Annotated in this window: 5 protein-coding genes; all 5 read right to left on the bottom strand. The window is 60.7% G+C overall.

Annotation, left to right across the window (positions count from 1 at the left end):
* Window positions 1-119: 119 nt before the first annotated feature.
* The gene (locus tag ACZ6IM_RS42295; protein ID WP_189283257.1) at window positions 120-1,424 is read right to left on the bottom strand and encodes a hypothetical protein; all 1,305 of its coding nucleotides are present in this window, start codon (window positions 1,422-1,424) and stop codon (window positions 120-122) included.
* 319 nt (window positions 1,425-1,743) lie between these two features.
* The gene (locus tag ACZ6IM_RS42290) at window positions 1,744-1,866 is read right to left on the bottom strand and encodes a hypothetical protein (RefSeq protein ID WP_469564563.1); all 123 of its coding nucleotides are present in this window, start codon (window positions 1,864-1,866) and stop codon (window positions 1,744-1,746) included.
* A gap of 147 nt (window positions 1,867-2,013) precedes the next feature.
* Entirely contained in the window at window positions 2,014-2,862 is an 849-nt protein-coding gene (locus ACZ6IM_RS42285) for a hypothetical protein (protein WP_189283256.1), read from the bottom strand.
* Window positions 2,863-3,482: 620 nt separating this feature from the next.
* Window positions 3,483-3,797 carry a hypothetical protein gene (locus tag ACZ6IM_RS42280; RefSeq protein WP_189283254.1) on the bottom strand — a complete coding sequence of 105 codons (315 nt, stop codon included), beginning with the start codon at window positions 3,795-3,797 and terminating at the stop codon, window positions 3,483-3,485.
* Window positions 3,794-4,150: UTRA domain-containing protein (locus ACZ6IM_RS42275; RefSeq protein ID WP_469564560.1), on the bottom strand; the 357-nt coding region annotated here is incomplete at its 5' end. The genes ACZ6IM_RS42275 and ACZ6IM_RS42280, both read right to left, overlap by 4 nt.

Here is a 4,150-nt window from a genome sequence, read left to right as displayed (position 1 = left end):
GTGCTTTAACGGGCAGGTCCACAGACTGCCCGACTCGCCATCAGCTTACGGGGCCAAGATCACTCGCCCCAAAGCAGCTCCAGCCCAAAGCCGCTCCGCCGACCTTGGTTCGCATCAGGTCACGTAGTCGTTTGCGCGTCTATTACTGCTTCCACGGCAAGCAGGCGAATCAGGGCGATATCGGGCCCCAGCGAAAACGCTTCCTCACTTTGAGGCAATAGCACACGTGCTTGAGCATATTTGGGATCATCCTTGGCATGCACGATGCGGTTTCGCAGGCCGTATACGCGCTCAGCCACTTGATTAGCCAGAGATTTTTGCGGGTTTTTTATGTTGATGTACTCAATACCGGAAATGGGCCCCGACTTCGAGAAGTGATTTTCCCATTCATCGAGAGAGAAGAAGGCTTGAAGCCGGTCTGTTCGTACACAATCGTTCACCAGCACCTTAAGCTGGGACTCCTCTGAGGATATCGCCGCCCTCTCGACCGATGAAACGATTCTAGCAATTGAAAAATCCTCGGCCGAATCGAATAGTGGGTCAGAAAGTTCGCGCCTAACTTTCCTGATTGTATTGCGGTGTGCGACGGCCGGAAAGAAGTACTCCAATACCTGATAGTAGGAAAGGAATGACAGCGGGGGGTTGCTGGCCGCGGAGGCAGCGAAGGAGAATAGCTCTGAAACTTCTGGCCTGACCGACGTTCTCGGAAAGCGCAGCTCCAGGCTCCGCTTCGCGCTGCTATCAGCCGCGAACGAGCGCCTCTTTTCCATGCGCACGGGAACCATGGATATCCCGTTTCGCACGTCCAGTTCAAACAGGAATGAGTCTAGTATTCCCCTGCTACGAGATAGGAGCGTCTTCTTGTCGAGCTCCTCACCGAACGCAATTTTTACCGACATGGCAACCATGTTCCATCGAAGCAGTGGCGAAAACCTGCCGTTCCCAAACAGGGTGGCACATGGGGATATGGTTGACAATTCGAGACAGCATCCCGATGATGCGTCCCGCATGTGCCACGACACCGCAGTTCCATCACGTGAGCCGTGCCTGTCCTCAGCGGGCGATGTTCGCGGAAAAGGGTCGCGGGCGTGTTCTTCGCAATCAAAATGCTGCTGGACCAGCGGTCGCAAGAGAACCGATATTGGGCGAGGGAGGCCAGGACGCACCGCCACTTCAACGTATCTGGCTTTCGTGCTGACCACTCCTTGAAATTCTGGGTGCGGCTCAGGGTATGCGGCAATTTGGTCCACTAGTATAGGAACGTCACGCTCCGGCAGCGTGAGGTAACGCGCCCCCTGGCCACGTCTGAACTGAATTAGACCCTCACCTCTTTTAAGGACCTCGAATTGCTGCCGATCCATAAACTCGGTTAGGGTTTCATCAAACTGGAATTCACTCGACTCGTGATTTCCGTCTGTCGTCATGGTTGCCCCTCTTCCCTCCCATTAGCCTTGCCATGGTAGGCGGGTTTCTCGGGTGCTCGCTGGCGATTCACGCCAGATATTGCCCGCAACTGAGCTCACGTGGGCAGGTTGCTGGCAGGGGATCGCCCCTGAACCGTGCGAGGTAACCCAATGCCTACCAACAACGACAGAAGCCCACAACACCTGAACTGGTCAGAGCCGTGGGCTTCTTCAGCCTCGCTGGTCAGCGGAGCCGGTGATCAGTAAACGGGCTACCGATCAGCATCCGACTGGTATGTGTCTGCGCCAGCTACGCCCGACGCACGCTCGCAGTGAGATGTCAGCCTGTCTGGGCCCACCAGATCAGCCAGGTGACGGCGGTGCCACCGAGTGTGTACGCGGCGCCCTTCAGGGCGTTCATGAGAATGATGCGCAGGTAGCGGCGGCTACGACGGCGCCACACGGGCGTAGGGTGTGGCGGAGGGCTTCCCGTGGAGGGGAGTCCGATGGAGTGCTTGTTCAAGAGGTACTCCGGAGAATCCAGTGATGTGTGCTGGTGATGTCGCACCGCTCCGTCGAGGCGCCAACCACACGCGGAGCGGTGCGGCCTTCATTCCTTCGGGGCGACGCCCGACGAAACTTCAGTGTCGGCCTCTTCCTCGGCCGTCGGCTCTCCAAGAGCGCGAGGGGTGAAGGGGGGCCACAGGCCGTACACGGGACGCGTTCCTCGGCCTGATCGAGTCCTGAGGGTGTCGAACCACTCGTCGCCGACCTGAACGAGGATGCCGTGATTCATCAACTCGCGGATGCCCTTGCCGGCGGTGTCAGCGGAGACGCCATACCAGTCCGACATCCGCTCCTGGGGCAAGGTGAACTTGAGCTTCCGCTGGTTCGAGGCGATCAGAAGCATGGCTTTCCCTGGAAGGGAGAGGGTGTTGTGCCAGCCCTTGTCCCAGTACTCGTACGGGAGCTGGAAATAGGGGTCTCCTGTCCCCTCGCCTGGGGACGTGTACGGTCGCCCGGAGCCGTCTTCGTGCAACTTGGTGATGGTTGACTTGCCGCCCTCGCCACGAGCTCGGGTGATGAGATTGAGCTCCTTCAGGACCTTCCACGCGCGAGACACGGCTGCCGTCCCTGCCGTCTCATCGAAAATGCCTACCGACCGGGCCCAAGTCGTGGACCACTCGGTGACGGAAAAGTCACCCCCGCTAGTGACAGCACTGAGCAACAGGTATAGGTCCAACGGCCGTTTGCCGGAGCGGCGAACCAGCTCAGCCAGAGCGCCTGATGACTTCGATCTGCTCTTGCTCACATCCCTCTGGAGGAACGCTCGGCGGATCGGCACTGTGCGGGTCGGACGCTGAGAGCGTTCAAGGATGAGCTTGATCGTTTCCGGCTGCCCCAGCGTGGCGGGGCCGTGCCCCGGTGGTGAGTTGTGGTCGTGCTGAGTGGTCGTCATGCCGCAATAGTGGCATGGACTTGAGGGCTGCCAGCGTACTGAGGAGACGTCTCAGGTGGCATCGACTTGCCGTTTCAACGGGCGCCATACGATGCCTACATGATTACTCGTAGGACACCTGGTTAGATGACAAGTTACGACGACACGTTACTGGGCCGAGTTGCTGCGGGATGGCGAACTGGCTCAGCTCGGCACGATCGTTGACTCACGGGCCGCAGACGGCCGACTTGTCTTTGTCCTGCTGGCCCCGGAGGTGCACGCCCTACGGAATGCCGTAGCGCAGCTGCCGGCCCGGGACGTCATTCGTCGCCAATCGCCGGTGAGTGTTCACCTGCGCGACAACGCCGACGAACAGTCGCGCGCACATATGGACCGTCTCCGCAGGTGACAGGCGCGGCAGACCGAAGTCGAGCATTCACCCAGGTTGCTTCGGTACGAAGAGGTCGTGCGGTCTGGGGGCGAGCTGGGGCCGTCTCCTGGCAGTGGAAGGCCGCTTATCGTCGACCGACAACGACAGAAGCCCACAGCATCCGAACTGGTCAGAGCCGTGGGCTTCTTCAGTCCCGCTGGTCAGCGGAGCCGGTGATCAGTAGACGGGCTTCCGATTGCTGACGGGAGCCTCACCTGCGGGGCGCCCCTGGCTGGAGTTCGCCCACGGCCAGGAGGTGGCCGCGGCTGGTTGCTACGCGGAGCACGTCTCGCAGAGCTCCGGTCAGTTCGGTCAGCATGCGGCGCAGGTCTTCTACGCCAGCGTCCCGGTCGTCGAGGGCGGCCGAAACCTGCTCCAGGAGGTCAGACGCCATCCCGAGCTGTACCGCCTCGATGTTGTCCGCCAGGCGGGACATGTAGCCGCCGCTGTTATTGGTGCTCAGGTAGCAGGGCTTGCCGTCTAGGCCCGACCACGGGAGGAGTCGCAATTCGTTCTGCGGCGTCATCTGTGCGCCTGCCTTTCTTCGATCACGTGGTGGGTGCTGAAGACGGCGTCGACACGATCCCTAGGGAACACAAGCAGTGCCACTTCAACGACTCGCCCGGCGATGTCTGCCGCAACACGAGTGATCGCAAGAACGGCCAAGGCTGTGTTGATCCGCAGGGTCGACGCCTCGTCCGGAGTTGGGAGGCGGGCGGACACCGTCTCGCGGACCTCGGCCGGCGGCGGGTCCGGCACGGAGAAGCTGGCTTCCGCCCATTCCCTTAGGGCTTGCCGGGAAACAAGTCGTGGCTTCCATCTGTGGGGCTCGTTGGTCTGGTATGGGGAGACCGGAGGGGATCGAGGCCGTTCTGGCGG

Source organism: Streptomyces sp. NPDC042336 (genome assembly GCF_055581985.1).
This window is presented reverse-complemented; position numbering and strand designations above follow the sequence as displayed.

Excerpts from the sequence above, each read along its gene's own strand:
- ACZ6IM_RS42295 (WP_189283257.1), bottom strand. The coding sequence starts at position 1,424 with ATGACGACAGACGGAAATCACGAGTCGAGTGAATTCCAGTTTGATGAA.
- ACZ6IM_RS42285 (WP_189283256.1), bottom strand. The coding sequence starts at position 2,862 with ATGACGACCACTCAGCACGACCACAACTCACCACCGGGGCACGGCCCC.
- ACZ6IM_RS42280 (WP_189283254.1), bottom strand. The coding sequence starts at position 3,797 with ATGACGCCGCAGAACGAATTGCGACTCCTCCCGTGGTCGGGCCTAGAC.